The sequence below is a fragment of the Streptomyces sp. NPDC031365 genome, assembly GCF_055569765.1.
On the sequence record NZ_JBVIIM010000011.1, the window covers coordinates 139,087 to 158,218 of the forward strand.

The following is a 19,132-nucleotide window of genomic DNA, read 5'->3' on the forward strand; positions in this document are numbered from 1 at the left end:
CGAGAACCGGGTCGGCGACGGAACACGTCAGGCGCGTCTTCCATTTCCGCCACGTCGGCACTGGGCCGACGACGGGATTCGAACCCGTAATGAACCTGATCCCGGAAGGACCCGCTGCCTGCGCACCGGGCACCCACCACATGCCGCGCCTCCCGAGATCAAGTCGGCGGCGGCCTGGATTCATGGAAAGTGAAGTAGCCGTCGCCCGCGCACCGGGAGGTGCGTGAAGTTGTGGTGTCCAGAGATCGAAGTCGGCGGAACCGACAAAGGTGCTCTAACCCCTGAGCTACACCGGCGTGTTGTGCCGGTGACGGGACTCGAACCCGTGACCGCCCCATGATGAGTGGAAGTAGGTCCTGCCTTCGCACCTGGACGTGCATCACTTTAGGAGTACCGCCGCGGGCCGGGCCAACGATTTGTTCTCGTCCTCGAGTTCAGCGTCGCCTCTGCCGCTTCCAGGGCCCCGTGATGGCGACCATGATCCCCGGCTCCTGGATGTTGGCGTACAGGGTCCTGCCGTCGGGCGAGAAGGTCACGCCGGTGAATTCGCTGAACTCCGGCTCCTCGTCCGTGCCGACGTTCAGTTCGTTGCGGGCGACGGGATATGTCCGTCCGCTGTCGGTGGCCCCGAACAGGTGCTGCACACCGTCGCCGTCCTCGGCGATGATCAGACCGCCGTACGGCGACACGGTGATGTTGTCCGGTCCGTCGAAGGCGCCGTCCCCCGCCGGGTCCCGGTCGACGCCGAGCAGCACCTTGAGCGTCAGGGTGCGGCGCCCGGGGTCGTAGAACCAGACCTGGCCGTCGTGCTGCACGGGGCTCTCGTCACGGGCGTACGAGGAGACGATGTACGCCCCACCGTCGCCCCACCACATGCCTTCCAGCTTCCGGCCGCGGGTCACCTCGCCCGGGCCGAACTGCTCACGGACCGCCACGTCGCGGGCGTCACGGTCGATCACGTCCACCCAGTCGACGCCGTACACCGTGCCGGTCCTGGTGGCCCGGGAGAGGTCGTCGACGTACCGGCCGCCGGAGTCGTAGCACTTGGGCGCCTGGAGAACACCCGCGTCGTCGGCGAGGGTGCGGAACCTGCCGGGGCCGTGGCGGAAGCCCTGTGGCGGGGTCCAGCGGTAGAAGAGGCCGTTGGGGCCGTCGGCGTCCTCGGTCAGGTAGGCGTGGCCACGTTTGGTGTCGATGACGACGGCCTCGTGGTCGTAGCGGCCGAAGAACTTCAGCGGCTTGGGGTCGCGGTTGGCACGGCGGTCGGCGGGGTCGACCTCGAAGACGTAGCCGTGGTCCCTGGTCATGCCGTTCTCGCCGGCCAGGTCGGAGTTCTCCTCACAGGTCAGCCAGGTGTCCCAGGGAGTGCTGCCGCCCGCGCAGTTGTTGGCGGTGCCGGCGATGCCGACCCATTCGGCGACGGCGCCGCCTGGGCGCACCTCGACGATCGTGCAGCCGCCGGGTGCGGCCGGGTCGTAGACCAGGCCCTCGGTGAGCGGCACCGGGAACGCGGCCTCGTCACGCGGGCCGTCCATCTCGTGGTTGTTGACCAGGAGGACGCCCCCGCGGGGGCCGGGGAAGGCGGCCGTTCCGTCGTGCTCGGCGGGCGTGAACTCACCGGACTCCAGCCGAGTCCTGCCGGCGTGGGTGAGGACGCGGTAGGTGAACCCCGCGGGCAGGGCGAGGAGCCCTTCCGGGTCCGGCACGAGCGGCCCGTAGCCGACGCCCCCGTGCCGGTCGGCCGCTTCCCCGGCGATGTCGGCGGAGGCGAGGGCGTGGGGCGCGGAGGCGAGGGCGCCGGCCGTGCCCGCCAGCGCGATGCCGGCACCAGTGAGGGCGGAGGTTCCGGCGAAGTCCCTGCGGGTGAGCGACATGCTGTCTCCAGGTGACGGTGGGCGGGCCGTGGGCACTGCGCCCGTCACGCTTCCGCCGCTACCTGAACGCCGGTTGAACGGGGGAGGTCACGTCGTCCCACGCTCCCGTGAAGCTCATCCCCCGTGCTGGGAGCGGGCCTTGAACGCGGCCTTCCGTGCTTCTTTCGCGACCTTCTTGTCCGGATGCAGGCGTCCCATGGCCTCCAGTACGTCCGCCGTGGCCGGGTGGTCCACCCGCCAGGCCGTGTCGAAGAAGCCGCTGTGCTGCCGCGCCAGCCCTTCCACCAGGGAGCGCAGTTCCTCGGAGTTGCCCTCGGCGGCGAGCTGCGCGGCGACCGTGTCGACGGTCAGCCAGAAGATCAGGGCCTCGGACGGTGGCGGCACCTCGGTCGCCCCGTGCTCTGCCAGCCACACCCGCGCCAGCCCGCCCAGTTCGGGATCGCCCAGGACTTCCCGCAGGGCGGGCTCGGCCGAGGGGCCGACCAGCGACAGGGCCTGCTGGCACCGCAGCCGCCGCAGTGGCGCACCCTTGTCGGCGCCGCGTGCCGCCGCCAGCAACTCGCGTGCGGAGGCCAGGGGTTCGCGCCGGGCGAGCCAGTACTCGGTTTCCGCGTGGGCGGCCGCCGGCGGGAAGACGGCCGTGCCGTCGAGCAGAACGTCGGCTCCCTTGTCCGCGAGGTCCCCGACCACCGGCGCCTCGAATCCGGCCTCCAGCAGCCGGGCGCGCAGTCCGTAGAGCCCGAGCGGGGTGAGCCGCACCATGCCGTAACGAGAGACGTCCATGTCGTCCCCCGGTGCCGCGGGCTCCTCGTCGGCGTCGGCCATCAGCGTCTCGTCGACCGGCTGGTACTCGACGAGCCCCACCGGTTCGAGCATGCGGAACCGGTCGTCCAGCCGCATCATCGCGTCGGACACCTGTTCCAGGACGTCGTTGGTGGGCTCGGCCATGTCGTCGGGCACGATCACCGACGCGGCCAGCGCGGGCAGCGGCACGGGCGCCCCTGCGGGACCCTGCTCTTCCGCCCCGACCGTCAACAGGTAGAGGTTGCCGAGCACTCCGTCCAGGAACTCGGCCTCTGCCTCCGGGTCCCAGTCCGGCGCGTCGAGGCCGAGCTCTCCGGACCCCTCGCCGTCGGCGATGGCGTCGAGGAGTCCGCCCAGGTCCGGGACGCTCGCGTCGCCGAGCACCGTTTCCAGGGCGGCGAGCCACAGGCGAAGCACGTCCTGCGGTGACCCCCCGGTGAGCAGCGCCAGTTCGGCGCCCGCGGCGACCGTGCCCTCCTCCTCGTCGACGACCTCGAGGAGTCCGGTGTCGACGGCGATGCGCCAGGCCTCGCCGACGTGGGCCGCGGCCTCGTCCCCGGTCAGCTCGAGCTCCGCGGCGGCCGCGGGCAGTTGCTCCTCGACGAGCCCGCCACCTGCGTCCACGCGGGTCTCGGGCCCGGCCCAGCGGGCGAGCCGGGCGGCGCGGGACAGCACCGGGGTGGACAGGGCGTCGCGCGCCAGCTCCGCTTCGGGGCGCAGCCGCGCCGGCGGCAGGATGGAGCTGTCTGACATCGGCTTGTTTCTCCTAGGCCTTCTTACGACTCAGCCACTCAGCCTAGACGGATTTCCACCCATGCCGCCCGCTTCATCTCCCCTTCGGGGACCGTACATGGCCGAAACCTTGACAAGTGGCTTGGCGAGGCTGGAGATTGACGCGCGTAGACAGGGAGTGACCACGCTCCACCCTCGTCCCGGCGTAGATCACGTTCCCGGAGGGAATCCGTTGCCGAGCAAGTCGTCCGCGCGTATCGCCGCGCTCATCGTTGCCGCCGTGTGCACCGCGGCATCCACCGTCGTCCTCACCTCTCCCGCGCACGCCGACTCCGTGCGCATCCATGACGTCCAGGGCGACACCCGCATATCGCCGTACGCGGGCGAGCAGGTCACCGATGTGACCGGAATCGTCACCGGCATCCGCACCTACGGCTCGTCGCGCGGCTTCTGGATCCAGGACCCCGCTCCGGACGCCGACCCGGCCACCAGCGAGGGCGTCTTCGTCTTCACGGGGTCCACGCCGAAGGGTGTCGCGGTCGGCGACGCCGTCACCGTCTCCGGCACGGTCTCGGAGTACGTCCCCGGCGGCACGTCCTCCGGCAACCAGTCCCTGACGGAGATCACCCGCCCGGTCTTCACGGTCGTCTCCAGCGGCAACGCGGTCCCGGCCGCGACCCCGATCACCGCGCGATCCGTACCGGCCGCGTACACGGCCACCCCGAACGGCTCGGTCAACGACCTCCGCCTGCGTCCCGGCCAGTACGCCCTGGACCTCTACGAGTCGTTGGAGGGCATGAACGTCCAGGTCTCCGACACCAGGGTGGTGGGCGCCACCGACCCGTACACGGAACTCTGGGTCACGGTGAAGCCCTGGGAGCACCGCAACCTCCGCGGCGGCACGGTCTACGGCTCGTACGACTCCCAGAACACCGGCCGCCTCCAGATCCAGTCGCTGGGCAAGGCGGCCGACTTCCCCGACGCGAACGTCGGCGACACCCTCGCCGGGGAGACCACGGGCCCCCTGGACTACAACCAGTTCGGCGGCTACACCCTGGTGGCGGGCGCCCTGGGCTCCCTCGAGTCCGGGAATCTGCAGCGTGAGACGACTCGCGGACAGCACAGCTCCGAACTGGCGATCGCGACCTACAACGTCGAGAACCTCGACCCCTCCGACGACACCTTCGCCGCACACGCCGCCGCGATCGTGAACAACCTCAGCTCCCCCGACATCGTGTCCCTGGAGGAGATCCAGGACAACAACGGCGTCACCGACGACGGCACGGTCGCCGCCGACCGGACCCTGGCCAAGCTGATCGACGCCATCGAGGCGGCCGGCGGTCCGCGCTACGACTGGCGCGCCGTCGACCCGGCCGACCAACAGGACGGCGGCCAGCCGGGCGGCAACATCCGCCAGGCGTTCCTCTTCAACCCCGCCCGGGTCTCCTTCACCGACCGTCCCGGCGGCGACGCCACCACCCCCACCGACGTGACCAAGGTTCACGGCAGGGCGGCCCTGACCCTCTCCCCCGGGCGGATCGACCCGGCCTCGGAGGCGTTCGAGGACAGCCGTAAGCCGCTGGCCGGCGAGTTCACGTTCCGGGGCCGGACGGTCATCGTCATCGCCAACCACTTCGCTTCGAAGGGCGGCGACCAGAGCCTGACCTCCCAGTACCAGCCCCCGTCCCGCAGCTCGGAGACCCAGCGCCACCTCCAGGCCGAGGCGGTGCACGACTTCACGGCGAAGATCCTGGCGACCCAGCGGAACGCGAAGGTCGTCGCCCTGGGCGACATCAACGACTTCGAGTTCTCGGAGACGACCGACATCCTCGAGGGCCGCGGCACCCTCTGGTCGGCGATCAAGTCGCTCCCCCGATCCGAGCGTTACTCCTACGTCTACCAGGGCAACAGCCAGGTCCTGGACCAGATCCTGATCACGCCGTCCATCCGCCGCTTCAGCTACGACAGCGTGCACATCAACGCGGAGTTCCACGACCAGATCAGCGACCACGACCCGCAGATCCTGCGCTTCCGCCCGTAGGGGAACGCGGCCACCCACGGTGGTCGGGGGGACGGGGCGCGGACAACCGCCCGCAGCGGCCGGCGCGTCAGTTCGGGCACCTCTCCGGTGCCCGAACTCGCGCAACCCCCGACCCGGCCCCGCCCACCGTGGGCGCTACGCGCACCCCCGCACAACCGACCGCCGCGCCGCAGGCACGGTCAACAACGAATGGCGCCGCACCATCACCGCGCCCACGACAACGGCGACCACCGCACCCGCGATCATCACCGGCTTGCGGTGCCGCTTGCCGGCCTCCCCGGCGTGCGCGGCGCTGCTCCGCATCTGCACGGTCATCGCCCCGGCCCGGTCCCGCAGATCGTCGGCCCGCGCCTTCGCCCGCCCCTTCACATCCATCTTCCCGGCCAACTCCTCCACGGTGTCGCCGAGCTCGTGCCGTGTCCGTTCGATCTGGCGTCGCAGCTCATCGGGTCCCTTGGCCCCCTGCGCCGCAGCGGCGGCCTCCGCCTTCGCATCCACATGGGCCCCTGCCGGGGACCCCGCGCGCCTCACATCGTGCGTCATCGGTGCGCCCTTCCCTTGATCTCGTCCACATCGGCCTTCACGCTGCCCAGCGCCTTCTCCGGCTTGGGCGGCGTGGCCCGGCGCAACTGCCCGCGACCGGCGAGGGCCAGCACACCGGCGATGAGGAACAGCACGCCCGTGACGATCAGCGCCGCGGCCCACAGGGGGAGCACCAGGTCCAGCGCAGCGACACCCGTACCGGCCAGCGCCAGCAGCCCGGCGTAGCCGAACGCGCCCGCCGCCCCCAGCATCCCGCCGCCCTTCCCGGCGCGGCGACCCTTCTCCGCCAGCTCTTCCTTGGCGAGCGCCACTTCCTGCCGTGCGAGCCGTGAGATCTGTTCGGTGGCCTGCCCGACGAGCTCGCCCACGCTGTGCTCGTCGCGAACGGGCCGTCGCTCGATGGTTCCGGTCACGATGCGCCTCCTCTCGGGTCGGGGGACCCGAGTACCCCCGTGCACCCTCCGTTATCCATAAAGCGATACTTATCAATATCGGTCATCACATGTAAGTGGAACTTCACAGCGCGGAAGCCGACACTACCTCCATGACCCCTTTCGGCCGCATCCTCTGCGCGATGATCACCCCGTTCACCCCCACCGGCGCGCTCGATCTGGACGGCGCCCAGCGTCTGGCCGACCACCTGGTCTCCCACGGCTGCGACGGCCTCGTCCTCTCCGGCACCACGGGTGAATCCCCCACCACCACGGACGCCGAGAAGTCGGCCCTCATCACGGCCGTGCGCCAGGCGGTCGGCACCCGCGCGACGATCGTCGCGGGCATCGGCACCCCCGACACGGCCCACACCACCGAGCTGGCCCGCGGGGCGGAGAAGGCCGGCGCCGACGGTCTCCTGGTGGCCGCCCCGTACTACAGCCGCCCCCCGCAGGACGCGATCGAGGCGTACTTCGTCGACGTCGCGAACGCGACGGCTCTCCCCCTGGCCCTGTACGACATCCCCGCCCGCACGGGCGTACGCATCGAACCGGACACCGTGCTCCGCCTCGCCGAGCACCCGGGGATCGTGGCGGTGAAGGACTGCTCGTACGACTTCCTGTCGGCGCAGAAGGTGATCTCCCGCACCGCTCTCGCGTACTACGCCGGCTGCGACGAACACAACCTCGCCCTGTACGCGGTCGGCGCCGCCGGCTGCGTCAGCACGGTCGCCAACGTGGCACCCGCCCTCATCCGTGCCGTCCTGGACGCCTTCGACGCGGGCGGGACGGCCGACGCCACGCGCCTTCAGCACCAGGTGACGCCCCTCATCGAGGCGATGATGGCGAACGGCCTTCCCGGCACGGTCACGGCCAAGGCGCTCCTCGCCGAACTGGGCCTCCCCGCGGGCCCGGTGCGCCCGCCGTTGCAGTTGGCCGGCCCGCGCACGACGGCCGGACTCAGAAGGACCTACGACCTGGCGACCGCCTGACGGCAGGCGGGCCGGACCCCCACCACATGAGGATCCGGCCCGCCGAGCAGTCCCCCGGCCCACACGTCAATCCCAGACGTATCCGTCCCCGAGCAGCGGGAAGTGCTCCAGCGCGTCCTCCGCGTGGGCGGTGCCCGCCAGCGTCCCGCACAGCATCAGTATGGCCGCTACGCCCATCACTCCGACCGCACAACGGAGCACGCCCCACACCCACTTGTTCGTCATCGCCCGTCCCCATCTCCTGTGTGTCAGTCGTCCCGGCGTTTGATCGGACTCTGCGTCCACCCGTTCATCCGCCACAACGACCCCGAAGTAACGGGGAGTAACCCGTACGGGCGTGACAGGTGGGTCAGTTGTGGCTGTGGAGAACGTCGTTGAGGCCGCCCCAGACCGCGTTGTTCGGGCGGGCCTCGACCGTGCCGGTGACGGAGTTGCGGCGGAACAGGATGTGGGAGGCGCCGGACAGCTCACGGGCCTTGACGACCTCGCCGTCGGGCATGGTGACCCGGGTACCGGCGGTGACGTACAGCCCGGCCTCGACCACGCACTCGTCACCGAGGGCGATGCCGACACCCGCCTCGGCGCCGATCAGACACCGCTCGCCGACGGAGATGCGCACGTTGCCGCCGCCGGACAGGGTGCCCATGGTGGAGGCGCCGCCGCCGATGTCGGAGCCGTCACCGATCACGACGCCGGCGGAGATGCGGCCCTCCACCATCGACGTACCGAGCGTGCCGGCGTTGAAGTTGACGAAGCCCTCGTGCATGACGGTGGTGCCCTCGGCGAGGTGCGCACCGAGCCGCACCCGGTCGGCGTCGGCGATGCGGACACCCTTGGGGGCGACGTAGTCCGTCATGCGGGGGAACTTGTCGACGGACGTCACAGCGAGGTGCAGGCCCTCGGCGCGGGCGTTGAGCCGCACCTTCTCCAGGTCGTCGACCGCGACCGGACCGAGCGAGGTCCAGGCGACATTGGCGAGGTGCGCGAAGATGCCGTCCAGGTTCTGGCCGTGCGGCCGCACCAGGCGGTGGGAGAGCAGGTGGAGACGAAGGTAGACGTCGTGCGCGTCGACCGGCTTCTCGTCCAGCGACGAGATGATCGTGCGGACCGCGACGACCTCGACGCCCCTGCGGGCGTCCGGCCCGACCGCCGCGGTGGCGCCTCCGCCCAGCAGTTCGGCTGCCCGCTCGGCAGAGAGCCGCTCGGTGCCGGAGGGTCCGGGCTCGGCGGTCAGCACGGGAGCGGGGAACCACGTGTCGAGGACGGTGCCGTCGGCGGCGAGGGTGGCGAGGCCGGCGGCCACTGCGCCGGTGGTGCTCTGAGCAGTCGTGTCGGTCATAAGGGCAACCTAACCGCCCGGCGGCCACGGACGCGAACCGGTCCCCGGGCATCTCACGTGCCGGGCGAACCGCCCGCACCCGTCCCGGGCGAGCCACCCGGACCCCACGCTTTCACCCCGTCGGGATCACCCGCCCCAGCACCTCCCGGGCGTACCCCTCGTCATAGGGCGTACCGGTCAGCAGCACCTGGAGGCAGATGCCGTCCACCAGCGCGACCAGCGCCCGCGCCGTGACGGGATCCGTGCGGCGGGACAGTTGTTCGGCCACCCCCTCGCACCACTCGGCCGCGACGGGACGCAGGGCGGGGCGGCGCAGCGCGGCCAGGTACAACTCGTACTCCAGCTCGACCCCCGTGCGCTCACCGGCGAGCCATTCGCCCATCAGGGCCGCGAGTTCGGTCGCCAGATCGGTGCGCGGATCCTCGAGCCCGCCGCGCGCCGCGACCGCCTTGGCGAAACTCTCGTTGGCCTGCCGCAGGGCGGCGACCATCAGCTCGTCGAGGGTGGTGAAGTGGTACGTGGTGGAGCCGAGCGGAACATCGGCCTCGGCGGCGGCGCTGCGATGGCTGAGTCCGGCGATGCCGCTGCGGCCCACGACCCGGATCGCCGCGTCGATGATCCGCTGCCGCCGCTCGGGATCGTGGCGCCGGGCCATCAGTGCGTCCCGCCCAGGTTCAGCACCACGACGCCGATGATGATCAGTGCGATCCCGGCGGCCTTCGCGGCGGTCAGCCCCTCCCCCAGGAACGCCACGCCGATGGCGGCGATGGCGGCGGTGCCCACCCCGGCCCAGATGGCGTAGGCCGTGCCGACGGCGACGGTGCGGAGCGTCTGGGCGAGGAGGGCGAAGGAGACCACGTATCCGAGCACGGTCAGCAGCGAGGGCCAGAGCCTGCTGAAGCCGTCGCTGTACTTCATGGCGGTGGTGGCGCACACCTCGGCGGCGATGGCCCCGGCCAGCAGCAGGTATCCCATATGTACGAGCGTACACAACGGGACCCGGCCCCCACACGGGAACGGCGGCGCCCCCGAAGGAGCGCCGCCGTTCCCGGACGAAGCGGATGTCAGACGTTGAACCCCAACGCCCGAAGCTGCTCACGACCGTCGTCGGTGATCTTGTCCGGTCCCCACGGCGGCATCCAGACCCAGTTGATGCGCAGCTCGTTGACCAGGCCGTCCGTGGCGGACTTCGCCTGGTCCTCGATGACGTCCGTCAGCGGGCAGGCCGCCGAGGTCAGGGTCATGTCGATGGTCGCCACATTGGAGTCGTCGATGTGGACGCCGTAGATCAGGCCGAGGTTGACGACGTCGATGCCCAGTTCGGGGTCGACGACATCCAGCAGGGCCTCACGGACCTCCTCCTCGGAAGCCGGCTTCATCTCCACGGTCTCGCTCATGCCGTTGTCCTTTCGGCGTCGGCGCCCAGCGCCTGGGCCGTCGCGTCCTTCCACGCCATCCAGCTGAGGAGGGCGCACTTGACCCGGGCCGGATACTTGGACACCCCGGCGAACGCGACCGCGTCCTCCAGGATCTCCTCCATCGCGTCATCGGGCTCGATCTTCCCCTTGGACTGCATCAGCTCCAGGAAGGTCCCCTGGATCTTCTGCGCCTCGGCGAGGTCCTTGCCGACCAGCAGGTCGTTCAGCACGGAGGCGGACGCCTGGCTGATGGAACAGCCCTGTCCCTCGTAGCTGACGTCACTGATCTTCGTACCGTCGTACTTCACGCGCAGCGTGATCTCGTCGCCGCACGTCGGGTTGACGTGGTGCACCTCGGCGTCGCCATCCCGAAGACCCCGGCCGTGCGGGTTCTTGTAGTGGTCCAGGATGACCTCCTGGTACATGGAATCCAGCCTCACGCCTCAGCCCCTCATCCGAAGAAGTTCCGTACGTGCTCCAGGCCGTCGACCAGTGCGTCGATCTCGGCCGGCGTGGAGTACAGATAGAACGACGCTCGTGTGGTCGCGGGAATTCCGTACCGCAGGCAGACCGGCCGCGCGCAGTGGTGGCCGACCCGGACCGCGATGCCCTGTTCGTCGAGGACCTGGCCCACGTCGTGCGGGTGGATGTCACCCAGGGTGAACGAGATCGCGGCGCCTCGGTCCTCGGACGTGGCCGGACCGATGATGCGCAGGTCCGGAACCTCGGTGAGGCGCTTCACCGCGTACTCGGTGATGGCGTGCTCATGGGCGAGGACCTTGTCCATGCCGATGGCGGACAGGTAGTCGATCGCCGCCCCGAGACCGACCGCCTGCGCGATCGGCGGGGTGCCCGCTTCGAACTTGTGCGGGGCCGGCGCGTAGGTCGACGAGCTCATCGACACGGTCTCGATCATCTCGCCGCCGCCGAGGAACGGAGGCAGGTCCTCCAGCAGCTCCTGGCGGCCCCAGAGGACACCGATGCCGGTCGGTCCGCACATCTTGTGGCCGGTGAAGGCCACGAAGTCGGCCTGGAGGGCCTGGACGTCCAGCGGCATGTGCGGCGCGGCCTGGGAGGCGTCGATGCACACCAGGGCGCCGACCTCCTGGGCGCGGCGCACTATCGCCTCGACCGGGTTGACCGTGCCCAGGATGTTGGACACCAGCACGAAAGAGACGATCTTCGTCTTCTCGGTGATGACCTCGTCGATGTGGGAGAGGTCGAGGCGGCCGTCGTCGGTCAGCCCGAACCACTTCAGCTTCGCGCCCGTGCGCTGCGCGAGCAGCTGCCACGGCACGATGTTGGAGTGGTGCTCCATCTCCGTGATGACGATCTCGGTCTCGTGGTCCACCCGGTAGGGCTCATCGGCCCAGCCGAGCATGTTGGCCACGAGGTTGAGCGACTCGGAGGCGTTCTTGGTGAAGATCACCTCGTCGCGCGAGGGCGCGTTGACGAACTCCGCGACCTTGTCGCGCGCGCCCTCGTACAGCGCCGTGGCCTCCTCGGCGAGCACATGCACACCGCGGTGGACGTTGGCGTTGTAGCGCTCGTAGTACTCACTCAGGGCGTCGAGCACCTGGCGGGGCTTCTGCGAGGTCGCCGCGTTGTCCAGGTACACGAGCTTCCGGCCGTCGTGGACCTGGCGGTCCAGGATGGGGAAGTCCTTGCGGATCGCCTCGCCCAGAAGATTGGGCACAGTGAGGAGGCCCGGCAGCTGTGTCACGCGGATACGCCACCCTTCGCGTACGCCTCGTAGCCCTCGTTCTCCAGCTTGTCGGCGAGTTCGGCGCCGCCGGACTCGACGATGCGGCCGGCCGAGAACACATGGACGAAGTCGGGCTTGATGTAGCGCAGGATACGCGTGTAGTGCGTGATCAGCAGCGTGCCGACCTCGCCGGACTCGCGGACCCGGTTGACACCCTCGGAGACGACGCGCAGGGCGTCGACGTCCAGGCCGGAGTCGGTCTCGTCGAGGATCGCGACCTTCGGCTTGAGCAGCTCGAGCTGGAGGATCTCGTGGCGCTTCTTCTCACCGCCGGAGAAGCCCTCGTTGACGTTGCGCTCGGCGAAGGCGGGGTCGATCGAGAGGCGCTGCATGGCCTCCTTGACCTCCTTGACCCAGGTGCGCAGCTTGGGGGCCTCGCCGCGGATGGCGGTGGCGGAGGTGCGCAGGAAGTTGGAGACGGAGACGCCGGGGACCTCGACCGGGTACTGCATGGCGAGGAACAGGCCGGCGCGGGCGCGCTCGTCGACGGACATCTCCAGGACGTCCTCGCCGTCGAGGGTGACGGTGCCGCCGGTGATCGTGTACTTGGGGTGCCCCGCGAGGGAGTAGGCGAGGGTCGACTTGCCGGAGCCGTTGGGGCCCATGATGGCGTGCGTCTCGCCCTGCTTCACGGTGAGGTCGACGCCCTTGAGGATCTCCTTCGTGGCGTTGTCGGCCTCGACGGTGACGTGCAGGTCTCGGATTTCAAGCGTTGCCATGGGTGCCTCAGGACTCCTGGGTGAGGGAGACGAGCACGTCGTCCCCTTCGATCTTTACGGGGTATACGGGGACGGGGCGCGTCGCCGGAGGGGCGTCGGGCTTGCCGGAACGGAGGTCGAAACGCGAGCCGTGCAGCCAGCACTCGATGTGGCAGTCGTCCACCTCGCCCTCCGACAGCGAGACGTTCGCGTGCGAGCAGATGTCGTTGATCGCGAACACCTCCCCGCAGGTCTGCACGAGGGAGACCGGCGTGCCGTCGAGTTCCACCCGCTTGGGGGTGTCCTCCTCCAGCTCGCTCAGCCCGCAGGCGCGTTGAAAGGTCATCCGACCGCCGCCTCCAGCTCCTCCTCGATCTTGCCGATCAGGCGCTCCTCGATGTCCGGGACGCCGATCTGCTGGACGAGTTCGGCGAAGAAGCCGCGGACGACCAGCCGGCGGGCGTCCTGCTCGGCGATGCCGCGGGCCATCAGGTAGAAGAGCTGCTCGTCGTCGAAACGGCCGGTCGCCGAGGCGTGGCCGGCGCCGACGATCTCGCCGGTCTCGATCTCCAGGTTGGGCACGGAGTCGACGCGGGCGCCGTCGGTGAGGACCAGGTTGCGGTTCATCTCGTAGGTGTCGGTGCCCTCGGCCTTGGCCTCGATGAGCACGTCACCGATCCACACGGCGTGCGCGGCGTCGCCCTGGAGCGCGCCCTTGTAGACGACGTGGGACTTGCAGTGCGGCATGTTGTGGTCGACCAGGAGACGGTGCTCCTGGTGCTGGCCCTGGTCGGTGAGGTAGAGGCCGAACAGCTCGGCCTCGCCGCCGGGACCGGCGTAGGTCACCCGCGGGTGGAGGCGCACGAGGTCGCCGCCGAAGGTGACGACGACCGACTTGAAGGAGGCGTCGCGGCCGACGAGGGCGTTGTGCTGGGCGACGTGCACCGCCTTGTCGTCCCAGTCCTGGACGGAGACGACGGTCAGCTTGGCGCCGTCACCGAGGACGAGGTCGACGTTGGCGGCGAGCACCGCGTCACCGGTGTGGTCGATGACCACGAGCGCCTCGGCGAACGCGCCGAGCTCGATCACCTGGTGGCCGTAGGCGGTGCCGCCGCCCTCGCCGTGCACCGCGATGCGGATCGGCTCGGTGAGGACGGTCTCCTTCGGCACGGTCACGACCGAGGCCTGCTCGAAGGAGGAGTACGCCTGGGCGGCGACCCGGTCCACCGGGGTGCCGGCGCGGCCGATCCGCGCGTCGTCGCGGCCGACGGTCTCGACGGTGACGCCCTCGGGCGCCTCGACGGCGACCTTGACGCCCTCGCCGGTGGCGGTGGCGGTGCCGTCGTGCAGACCGCGCAGCCGCTCCAGCGGGGTGAACCGCCACTCCTCCTCACGGCCGTGGGGGACGGCGAAGTCCGCCACGTCGAAGGACGGCGGCGCGCTCATACGGGTGGCGACGGTCGACTCGGCGGCCACCGCGATCGAGCCCGCGGTGGTAGAACCCACGGGAATGTTCTGAGCCTCAGCCATGGCTGTCGTAGTGCTCGCTTTCCTTTGCTTAAGGGGCTTGACGGAACGGCGGGGTGGCCGGTGGCCACCCCCGGCCGGTGTCAGCCGACCGCGCCTTCCATCTGCAGCTCGATCAGCCGGTTGAGCTCGAGCGCGTACTCCATCGGCAGTTCCTTGGCGATCGGCTCGACGAAGCCGCGCACGATCATCGCCATCGCCTCGAACTCGCTCAGACCACGGCTCATCAGGTAGAAGAGCTGGTCCTCCGAGACCTTGGAGACGGTCGCCTCATGGCCCATGGACACGTCGTCCTCGCGGACGTCCACATAGGGGTAGGTGTCCGAGCGGGAGATCGTGTCGACGAGCAGCGCGTCGCAGAGCACGTTGGACTTGGAGCCCGGGGCGCCCTCCCCGATCTCGATCAGACCGCGGTAGGAGGTACGGCCACCACCGCGCGCCACCGACTTGGAGACGATGTTGGACGAGGTGTTCGGGGCCATGTGGACCATCTTGGCGCCCGCGTCCTGGTGCTGGCCCTCGCCGGCGAAGGCGATGGACAGCGTCTCGCCCTTGGCGTGCTCGCCCATCAGGTAGACGGCCGGGTACTTCATCGTCACCTTGGAGCCGATGTTGCCGTCGACCCACTCCATGGTCGCGCCCTCGTAGGCCACGGCGCGCTTGGTGACCAGGTTGTAGACGTTGTTCGACCAGTTCTGGATGGTCGTGTAGCGGCAGCGGGCGTTCTTCTTGACGATGATCTCGACGACCGCGGAGTGCAGCGAGTCCGACTTGTAGATCGGGGCGGTGCAGCCCTCGACGTAGTGCACGTAGGCACCCTCGTCGACGATGATCAGGGTCCGCTCGAACTGGCCCATGTTCTCGGTGTTGATCCGGAAGTAGGCCTGGAGCGGAATCTCGACGTGCACGCCCGGCGGGACGTAGATGAAGGAGCCGCCCGACCACACCGCGGAGTTCAGCGACGCGAACTTGTTGTCGCCGACCGGGATGACCGTGCCGAAGTACTCCTTGAAGAGCTCCGGGTGCTCCTTCAGGGCCGTGTCGGTGTCCAGGAAGATGACGCCCTGCTCCTCCAGGTCCTCACGGATCTGGTGGTAGACGACCTCCGACTCGTACTGGGCGGCGACACCGGCGACGAGGCGGTTCTTCTCGGCCTCGGGGATGCCCAGCCGGTCGTAGGTGTTCTTGATGTCCTCGGGCAGGTCCTCCCACGACTCAGCCTGCTTCTCCGTGGAGCGCACGAAGTACTTGATGTTGTCGAAGTCGATGCCCGAGAGGTCGGAGCCCCAGTTCGGCATGGGCTTCTTCGCGAACAGGCGCAGGCCCTTGAGGCGGAGCTTGGTCATCCACTCCGGCTCGTCCTTCTTGGCGGAGATGTCCCGGACGACGTCCTCGTCCACGCCGCGGCGCGCCGACGCTCCGGCGTCGTCACGGTCGGCCCAGCCGTATTCGTACGTACCCAGCCCGTCGAGCTCGGGGTGGGCAGTCTCCGTGGGGAGTGTCATGCGGGGTTCCTCCCGGACGTGCTTTCAGATGCTTGGTGGGAAATCTTGGGGATGAACGTCGTGCAGACGCCGTCGCCGTGCGCGATGGTCGCCAGTCGCTGCACATGCGTACCGAGGAGCTCGGCGAAGAATTCCGTCTCGGCCTCGCAGAGCTGCGGGAACTGTTCGGCGGCGTGGGCGACCGGGCAGTGGTGCTGGCAGAGCTGCTCGCCGACCGGTGCGCTGCGCGCGGTTGCAGCGTACCCGTCCGCACTCAGAGCCTTGGCCAGCGCTTCCGTCCGCGCCTCGGGCGCCACGCCCTCGACCGCCCTGCGGTAGGCCCCGGCCTGGGCGGCGATCCTGGCGCGGGCGAACGCGGCGATCGCCTCACCGCCGCCCTCCTGCTCACCGATCCAGTGCAGGGCGTCCACGGCCAGCTTGTCGTAGGACTGGTCGAAGGCATCCCGTCCGCAGTCCGTCAGGGCGAACAGCTTGGCCGGGCGCCCGCGGGTGCGCGCGCCGTAGACCCGCCGCTCGCGGGCCTCCACGACATTGTCGGCGGCCAGTGCGTCCAGGTGCCGGCGTACGGCCGCCTGGGTGAGTCCGAGGCGCTCGGCCAGCTCGGCGACGGTCGACGGGCCGTGGTCCAGGATGGAACGGGCGACGCGGTTGCGGGTGGACCGCTCACCGGTTGCCAGTTCCTCGTGGGGAGCCTCGCCAACGTTTTTCACAACGCCATTGTTGCGTAATTCATCCGGACCCGGCAAGCCGCGCCCGAACGGCCCGAAGTGCGCTGCGTCACTTAGGTAACCCTAATCCGACCTGCGGAAACGATCTTTGATCGATCAAATCGGTGGCGTCCGGCTGCGGCGTCCGGAACACTTCCGGACCATGTCCGTACCCCCTCCGACCGGCCCTCTCGTCGTCCGGGGCACCCTCACCGCGCAGCTGCGCGAGCTCGGTGTCCGGCTGGGAGAGACCCTTCTCGCGCACTCCTCGCTCAGCTCCCTGGGCTGGGTCAACGGCGGACCGGTCACAGTGGTCCGGTCGTTGCTCGACGCGCTCGGCCCGGACGGCACGCTGGTGGTCCCCACCCAGTCCGGCGACCTCTCGGACCCGGCGCTGTGGCAGGCCCCGCCCGTGCCCGAGGAGTGGTGGGCGGCCATTCGGGCGACCATGCCCGCCTACGACCCGCTGACCACGCCCTCGCGCGGCGTCGGCGTCATCCCGGAGACGGTACGGACCTGGCCGGGCGCCGTGCGCAGCGCACATCCCCAGACGTCGTTCGCGGCGGTGGGGCCCCGCGCAGCGGAGATCGTCGCCGGGCACGCGACCGACTGCCGGCTCGGTGAGCGCAGCCCGCTGGCGAAGCTGGAGCGGCTGGGTGCGCGGGTGCTGCTGCTGGGCACCGGCTACGGCAGCTGCACCAGCTTCCACCTCGCCGAGTACCGTGTCCCCTCCCCGCGCGTGGAGGTGGGCCGCCCCGGCCGGGAGGGCTGGGAGACGGTGAGCGAGGTGTCGATCACCTCCGAGCGGTTCGACGAGCTGGGGCACGACTTCGAACGGGACCGCCCCGTCGTACGCGGCAGGGTCGGAGCGGCCGAGGCGCGGCTCTTCCCGGTGGCGGACGCGGTGGCCTACGCCGAGGGCTGGCTGCCGGTGCACCGGCCCCGCGAGGAGGAATTCCAGCACCCCGCGGTCTGAGACCCGGGCGGTCTCCCTAGACTCGTGTCCCATGCGAAGCGAGCCCGTGGTCCAGGTGCAGGCCCTGGTGAAGCGGTACGGCACGAAGACCGCGGTGGACGGCCTCGACCTGGTGGCCCGGCAGGGCGTGACCGCCGTGCTCGGCCCCAACGGGGCGGGCAAGACGACCACGGTGGAGACCTGCGAGGGGTACCGGCGGCCGGACTCCGGCACCGTACGCGTCCTGGGCCTCGACCCGGTGCGGGAATCGGCGGCGCTGCGGCCGCGCGTCGGTGTGATGCTCCAGTCCGGCGGCGTCTATTCGGGTGCGCGGGCCGACGAGATGCTCCGGCACGTGGCGAAGCTGCACGCCCATCCGCTGGACGTGGACGCGCTGATCGAGCGCCTGGGGCTCGGCTCCTGCGGCCGGACCTCCTACCGTCGGCTCTCCGGCGGCCAGCAGCAGCGGCTCGCGCTGGCGATGGCCGTGGTCGGGCGCCCCGAGCTGGTGTTCCTGGACGAGCCGACGGCCGGCCTCGATCCACAGGCCCGCCGCGCCACCTGGGACCTGGTACGGGATCTGCGCGACGACGGCGTCTCCGTCATCCTCACCACCCACTACATGGACGAGGCCGAGCAGCTCGCCGACGACGTGGCGGTCATCGACGCCGGCCGGGTCATCGCCCAGGGCTCCCCCGAGGAGCTGTGCCGGGGCGGTGCCGAGAACACGCTCCGCTTCTCCGGGCGGCCGGGCCTGGACGTGGTCTCGCTGCTGAAGGCCCTGCCCGACGGCTGCACGGCCGCCGAGGTGACCTCGGGCTCGTACCGGGTCGTCGGCGAGGTCGACCCGCAGCTGCTCGCCACGGTGACGTCCTGGTGCGCGCAGCACGGTGTGATGCCGGACCGGATCTCCGTGGAACGGCACACCCTCGAAGACGTATTCCTCGAACTGACCGGCAGGGAGCTGCGCGCGTGACCGCCACCGGCACCTACTCACCGAAGCCGGGTGCGGCGCCCCTGGCCCGCATGATCTCCGCCCAGGCGGCCCTCGAGACGAAGATGCTGCTGCGCAACGGCGAGCAGCTGCTGCTGACGGTGGTCATCCCCACGCTGCTGCTGGTGCTCTTCGGCACCGTGGACGTGGTGGACCTCGGTGAGGGCGAGGCGGTGGACTTCCTCGCCCCCGGCATCCTCGCGCTCGCGGTGATGTCCACGGCGTTCACGGGGCAGGCCATCGCGACCGGCTTCGAGCGCCGCTACGGCGTGCTGAAGCGGCTGGCCTCCTCGCCACTGCCCCGCTGGGGCCTGATGACCGCGAAGACCCTCTCGGTGCTGGTCACCGAGGTGCTCCAGGTACTTCTCGTGACCGTGATCGCCCTCGCGCTCGGCTGGTCCCCCCAGGGCAACCCCCTCGCGGTGTTCCTGCTGCTGGTCCTGGGAACAGCCGCCTTCTCCGGGCTCGGTCTGCTGATGGCGGGCACGCTCAGGGCCGAGGCGACGCTCGCCGCCGCCAACCTGGTCTTCCTGCTGCTGCTCGTCGGCGGCGGGGTCGTCGTACCGCTGGACAGGTTCCCGGACGCGGCCCAGGACGTGCTCGGCCTGCTGCCGATCTCGGCTCTCTCGGAAGGGCTGCGGGACGTGCTCCAGCACGGGGCCGGAATGCCGTGGGGCAACCTCGCTGTCCTCGCCGTGTGGGCGGTCGCGGGACTCGCGGCGGCCGGGACGTTCTTCCGCTGGGAGTGAGCCGGAATGCCCCGTACCGACCCTCGTGAAAGCGTGCACAAGCGGCGCCTTACGATGG

General features: G+C 70.2%; 21 protein-coding genes. 5 read left to right on the forward strand and 16 right to left on the reverse strand.

All coding sequences use genetic code 11. From position 1 onward, the window contains the following. Window positions 1-434 precede the first annotated feature (434 nt). Together ACZ5C2_RS18605 and ACZ5C2_RS18610 are read right to left on the reverse strand one after the other, a co-directional pair. Window positions 435-1,874, reverse strand: a complete 1,440-nt coding sequence (locus ACZ5C2_RS18605) for an alkaline phosphatase PhoX (protein WP_468791997.1) — start codon at window positions 1,872-1,874, stop codon at window positions 435-437. Window positions 1,875-1,988: 114 nt separating this feature from the next. Continuing rightward, window positions 1,989-3,431, reverse strand: coding sequence for a hypothetical protein (locus ACZ5C2_RS18610; RefSeq protein WP_468792000.1), 1,443 nt, complete (start codon window positions 3,429-3,431; stop codon window positions 1,989-1,991). 211 nt (window positions 3,432-3,642) lie between these two features. Between ACZ5C2_RS18610 and ACZ5C2_RS18615 the strand changes: the two genes are divergently transcribed. Beyond that, window positions 3,643-5,451, forward strand: coding sequence for an endonuclease/exonuclease/phosphatase family protein (locus ACZ5C2_RS18615; protein ID WP_468792003.1), 1,809 nt, complete (start codon window positions 3,643-3,645; stop codon window positions 5,449-5,451). Window positions 5,452-5,586: 135 nt separating this feature from the next. On the opposite strand, the gene ACZ5C2_RS18620 is transcribed toward ACZ5C2_RS18615, so the two are convergent. Beyond that, complete coding sequence (locus tag ACZ5C2_RS18620; protein WP_468792006.1) at window positions 5,587-5,994, reverse strand: DUF3618 domain-containing protein; 408 nt, start codon at window positions 5,992-5,994, stop codon at window positions 5,587-5,589. Next, the gene (locus tag ACZ5C2_RS18625; RefSeq protein WP_468792009.1) at window positions 5,991-6,407 is read right to left on the reverse strand and encodes a phage holin family protein; all 417 of its coding nucleotides are present in this window, start codon (window positions 6,405-6,407) and stop codon (window positions 5,991-5,993) included. The genes ACZ5C2_RS18620 and ACZ5C2_RS18625 overlap by 4 nt, the downstream gene beginning before the upstream one ends. 131 nt (window positions 6,408-6,538) lie before the next feature. On the opposite strand from ACZ5C2_RS18625, the gene dapA reads away from it, so the two are divergent. Further along, entirely contained in the window at window positions 6,539-7,417 is an 879-nt protein-coding gene (dapA, locus tag ACZ5C2_RS18630; RefSeq protein ID WP_468792012.1) for a 4-hydroxy-tetrahydrodipicolinate synthase, read from the forward strand. A 66-nt stretch (window positions 7,418-7,483) separates the two neighbouring features. On the opposite strand, the gene ACZ5C2_RS18635 is transcribed toward dapA, so the two are convergent. From ACZ5C2_RS18635 to ACZ5C2_RS18690, 12 genes are all read right to left on the reverse strand, one after another. Continuing rightward, window positions 7,484-7,642 (reverse strand): hypothetical protein, encoded by a 159-nt coding sequence (locus ACZ5C2_RS18635; RefSeq protein ID WP_468792015.1) that lies wholly within the window; start codon window positions 7,640-7,642, stop codon window positions 7,484-7,486. Window positions 7,643-7,766: 124 nt separating this feature from the next. After that, window positions 7,767-8,756, reverse strand: a complete 990-nt coding sequence (gene dapD / locus ACZ5C2_RS18640; RefSeq protein WP_468792018.1) for a 2,3,4,5-tetrahydropyridine-2,6-dicarboxylate N-succinyltransferase — start codon at window positions 8,754-8,756, stop codon at window positions 7,767-7,769. Between the two features lie 112 nt (window positions 8,757-8,868). After that, entirely contained in the window at window positions 8,869-9,411 is a 543-nt protein-coding gene (locus ACZ5C2_RS18645) for a TetR/AcrR family transcriptional regulator (RefSeq protein ID WP_468792023.1), read from the reverse strand. After that, the gene (locus ACZ5C2_RS18650) at window positions 9,411-9,731 is read right to left on the reverse strand and encodes a DMT family transporter (RefSeq protein WP_468792026.1); all 321 of its coding nucleotides are present in this window, start codon (window positions 9,729-9,731) and stop codon (window positions 9,411-9,413) included. Before ACZ5C2_RS18650 ends, ACZ5C2_RS18645 begins: the two co-directional genes overlap by 1 nt. Before the next feature lie 89 nt (window positions 9,732-9,820). After that, window positions 9,821-10,153, reverse strand: a complete 333-nt coding sequence (locus ACZ5C2_RS18655; protein ID WP_103542438.1) for a metal-sulfur cluster assembly factor — start codon at window positions 10,151-10,153, stop codon at window positions 9,821-9,823. Then, window positions 10,150-10,614, reverse strand: a complete 465-nt coding sequence (gene sufU, locus ACZ5C2_RS18660; RefSeq protein ID WP_360403784.1) for a Fe-S cluster assembly sulfur transfer protein SufU — start codon at window positions 10,612-10,614, stop codon at window positions 10,150-10,152. Before sufU ends, ACZ5C2_RS18655 begins: the two co-directional genes overlap by 4 nt. An 11-nt stretch (window positions 10,615-10,625) precedes the next feature. After that, window positions 10,626-11,897 carry a cysteine desulfurase gene (locus tag ACZ5C2_RS18665; RefSeq protein ID WP_468792031.1) on the reverse strand — a complete coding sequence of 424 codons (1,272 nt, stop codon included), beginning with the start codon at window positions 11,895-11,897 and terminating at the stop codon, window positions 10,626-10,628. Then, window positions 11,894-12,658, reverse strand: a complete 765-nt coding sequence (sufC, locus tag ACZ5C2_RS18670; protein ID WP_468792034.1) for a Fe-S cluster assembly ATPase SufC — start codon at window positions 12,656-12,658, stop codon at window positions 11,894-11,896. The genes ACZ5C2_RS18665 and sufC overlap by 4 nt, the downstream gene beginning before the upstream one ends. Before the next feature lie 7 nt (window positions 12,659-12,665). After that, on the reverse strand, window positions 12,666-12,983 hold the full coding sequence (locus tag ACZ5C2_RS18675) for a non-heme iron oxygenase ferredoxin subunit (RefSeq protein ID WP_468792037.1): 318 nt from the start codon (window positions 12,981-12,983) through the stop codon (window positions 12,666-12,668). After that, window positions 12,980-14,167, reverse strand: a complete 1,188-nt coding sequence (gene sufD / locus ACZ5C2_RS18680; RefSeq protein WP_468792040.1) for a Fe-S cluster assembly protein SufD — start codon at window positions 14,165-14,167, stop codon at window positions 12,980-12,982. Before sufD ends, ACZ5C2_RS18675 begins: the two co-directional genes overlap by 4 nt. 80 nt (window positions 14,168-14,247) lie before the next feature. Continuing rightward, window positions 14,248-15,669 (reverse strand): Fe-S cluster assembly protein SufB, encoded by a 1,422-nt coding sequence (sufB, locus tag ACZ5C2_RS18685; RefSeq protein ID WP_468792043.1) that lies wholly within the window; start codon window positions 15,667-15,669, stop codon window positions 14,248-14,250. Continuing rightward, window positions 15,666-16,379 (reverse strand): helix-turn-helix transcriptional regulator, encoded by a 714-nt coding sequence (locus ACZ5C2_RS18690; RefSeq protein ID WP_468792046.1) that lies wholly within the window; start codon window positions 16,377-16,379, stop codon window positions 15,666-15,668. Before ACZ5C2_RS18690 ends, sufB begins: the two co-directional genes overlap by 4 nt. Before the next feature lie 160 nt (window positions 16,380-16,539). Here ACZ5C2_RS18690 and ACZ5C2_RS18695 point away from each other — a divergent pair, with 160 nt between their 5' ends. The 3 genes from ACZ5C2_RS18695 to ACZ5C2_RS18705 are packed head-to-tail and all read left to right on the forward strand — an operon-like array spanning window position 16,540 to window position 19,074. Then, window positions 16,540-17,352, forward strand: a complete 813-nt coding sequence (locus ACZ5C2_RS18695) for an AAC(3) family N-acetyltransferase (RefSeq protein ID WP_468792049.1) — start codon at window positions 16,540-16,542, stop codon at window positions 17,350-17,352. A 31-nt stretch (window positions 17,353-17,383) separates the two neighbouring features. Continuing rightward, complete coding sequence (locus ACZ5C2_RS18700) at window positions 17,384-18,307, forward strand: ABC transporter ATP-binding protein (RefSeq protein ID WP_468792052.1); 924 nt, start codon at window positions 17,384-17,386, stop codon at window positions 18,305-18,307. Next, a complete protein-coding gene (locus tag ACZ5C2_RS18705; RefSeq protein ID WP_468792055.1) occupies window positions 18,304-19,074 on the forward strand; it encodes an ABC transporter permease in 771 nt (256 codons plus the stop codon). Before ACZ5C2_RS18700 ends, ACZ5C2_RS18705 begins: the two co-directional genes overlap by 4 nt. The last annotated feature ends 58 nt before the right edge of the window (window positions 19,075-19,132 follow it).

Excerpts from the sequence above, each read along its gene's own strand:
- ACZ5C2_RS18650 (WP_468792026.1), bottom strand. The coding sequence starts at position 9,731 with ATGGGATACCTGCTGCTGGCCGGGGCCATCGCCGCCGAGGTGTGCGCC.
- ACZ5C2_RS18655 (WP_103542438.1), bottom strand. The coding sequence starts at position 10,153 with ATGAGCGAGACCGTGGAGATGAAGCCGGCTTCCGAGGAGGAGGTCCGT.
- sufC (WP_468792034.1), bottom strand. The coding sequence starts at position 12,658 with ATGGCAACGCTTGAAATCCGAGACCTGCACGTCACCGTCGAGGCCGAC.
- ACZ5C2_RS18620 (WP_468792006.1), bottom strand. The coding sequence starts at position 5,994 with ATGACGCACGATGTGAGGCGCGCGGGGTCCCCGGCAGGGGCCCATGTG.
- ACZ5C2_RS18675 (WP_468792037.1), bottom strand. The coding sequence starts at position 12,983 with ATGACCTTTCAACGCGCCTGCGGGCTGAGCGAGCTGGAGGAGGACACC.
- ACZ5C2_RS18605 (WP_468791997.1), bottom strand. The coding sequence starts at position 1,874 with ATGTCGCTCACCCGCAGGGACTTCGCCGGAACCTCCGCCCTCACTGGT.
- dapD (WP_468792018.1), bottom strand. The coding sequence starts at position 8,756 with ATGACCGACACGACTGCTCAGAGCACCACCGGCGCAGTGGCCGCCGGC.
- sufB (WP_468792043.1), bottom strand. The coding sequence starts at position 15,669 with ATGACACTCCCCACGGAGACTGCCCACCCCGAGCTCGACGGGCTGGGT.
- dapA (WP_468792012.1), top strand. The coding sequence starts at position 6,539 with ATGACCCCTTTCGGCCGCATCCTCTGCGCGATGATCACCCCGTTCACC.
- sufD (WP_468792040.1), bottom strand. The coding sequence starts at position 14,167 with ATGGCTGAGGCTCAGAACATTCCCGTGGGTTCTACCACCGCGGGCTCG.
- ACZ5C2_RS18700 (WP_468792052.1), top strand. The coding sequence starts at position 17,384 with ATGCGAAGCGAGCCCGTGGTCCAGGTGCAGGCCCTGGTGAAGCGGTAC.
- ACZ5C2_RS18610 (WP_468792000.1), bottom strand. The coding sequence starts at position 3,431 with ATGTCAGACAGCTCCATCCTGCCGCCGGCGCGGCTGCGCCCCGAAGCG.
- ACZ5C2_RS18695 (WP_468792049.1), top strand. The coding sequence starts at position 16,540 with ATGTCCGTACCCCCTCCGACCGGCCCTCTCGTCGTCCGGGGCACCCTC.
- ACZ5C2_RS18635 (WP_468792015.1), bottom strand. The coding sequence starts at position 7,642 with ATGACGAACAAGTGGGTGTGGGGCGTGCTCCGTTGTGCGGTCGGAGTG.
- ACZ5C2_RS18645 (WP_468792023.1), bottom strand. The coding sequence starts at position 9,411 with ATGGCCCGGCGCCACGATCCCGAGCGGCGGCAGCGGATCATCGACGCG.